Annotated in this window: 2 protein-coding genes and 1 pseudogene; 1 reads left to right on the top strand and 2 read right to left on the bottom strand. The window is 76.7% G+C overall.

Features of this window, described 5'->3' with window-relative positions:
• Positions 1-204 (bottom strand): annotated as a pseudogene (locus DQW85_RS22865) (alpha/beta family hydrolase); the annotation flags it as partial.
• Positions 205-286: 82 nt separating this feature from the next.
• Here DQW85_RS22865 and DQW85_RS22860 point away from each other — a divergent pair.
• A complete protein-coding gene (locus DQW85_RS22860) occupies positions 287-634 on the top strand; it encodes a hypothetical protein (RefSeq protein WP_113702187.1) in 348 nt (115 codons plus the stop codon).
• Positions 635-720: 86 nt separating this feature from the next.
• Here DQW85_RS22860 and DQW85_RS22855 read toward each other — a convergent pair.
• The coding region (locus tag DQW85_RS22855; protein ID WP_113702186.1) for a tetratricopeptide repeat protein at positions 721-1,306 on the bottom strand (586 nt) is incomplete at its 5' end.

Genomic DNA, 1,306 nt, shown 5'->3' with positions numbered 1-1,306 from the left:
GGGAGCGCGGGCGCCCGCCAGCCGGAACGGCTGCGTCACCCGGGCCACGCTCGCGCCCACGCCCAGCGCCGCGTCCCGCACCGCCAGCAGGTCGGGCGCGTCCACTCCCCCGGCCGACCCGTGGGTCAGCACGAGCAGCATCCGGGGCCGCTCCGCCTCGTCGATCGCGACCAGCGCCGGACCTCGCGGCGTCATGACCTCCATGGCAGCACCGTACCTGGGGAGGATGTGGTGATGGCCCTCAGGTCTGATGACGGCGTGCTGAACAGGCGCGAAGATGAGTGGCATGCCGGACACGCGCCCCATCCGCGAGGACCTCCAGGCCACCCTCGACGCCCGCCGCGACCTGGGCCCCGACTACGAGACCGCGCTGCTCGAGTCGTTCGCCGCACGCCTCGACGCCGTGATCGCCGCCCGCGTCCAGGCCGGGCTCCACGGCCACGACCCGGCTCCGCGCAGGCGCAAGGGCGGCGGCTCGGGCATGGTCCCGCTCGCGCTCGGCTCCCTGGCCCTCGGCATCCCGCTGACGGCGGTCGCCTCGGTCAACGCCGGAAGGCTGGGCCTGATGATCACCTGGCTGGCCATCGTCGCGGTCAACGTGGCCGCCGCGGCGGCCATCATCCGCCGCGACTGACCGGCCCTCCCACCGGCCCCGAGCCCGCGGCCACCGCTGACGCGCGCGGTGATGGCCAGACCACGGCGGGAGCGACGTGGCGCGAGTCAGGTGTCGCGGCCGTGGCGCAGGCGGACCTCGTCGGCCAGCGTCTCGTCCTCGTGGCCCAGCCCGTACGCCCATACCCGGTCGGCGTCCTCGTCGCGGCCACGCAGCGGCAGCGTGCGGGCCAGCAGTTCGATGGCGAGCCCGCCCGTCTCGGCGTCCGCGCCGTCCTCGACCGCGCCGGCGAACTCCGCGCACGCCAGCTCCAGATGCGCGATGCCGAGCTGGACCCGCAGCCGCGGCACCGCCTCGGCCGGGGCGGTGTCCAGCGCGTACAGGAGGAGCTCTGCGGCCTCCCCCGCCTCGCCGCGGTCGATGAGCAGGCCGGCGAGCTGCTGCGCGGCGTGCGCCGCGATCTCCTCGTCACCGGCCGCGAGGGCGGAGCGCAGCTCGTGCTCGGCCCCGGCCTCGTCGCCTCCCTGTACGGCGAGGCGGGCCAGCGCGAGGTGGGCCAGCGGCACGTACGCGGGCGTGCCGACGCCCAGCACCGCCTGCCAGGCCCCGCGCGCCTGCTCGGCCCGGCCCTCCCGTTCGAAGCCCTGGGCCAGGTGGCAGGCCGCCTGGGCGGCGAACTCGGGGTGCCCGGTG

It is taken from the genome of Nonomuraea lactucae (genome assembly GCF_003313395.1).
Taxonomy (GTDB): domain Bacteria; phylum Actinomycetota; class Actinomycetes; order Streptosporangiales; family Streptosporangiaceae; genus Nonomuraea; species Nonomuraea lactucae.
Note: the sequence above shows the minus strand (reverse complement) of the source record. Positions and strands in the feature narration are given on the sequence as shown.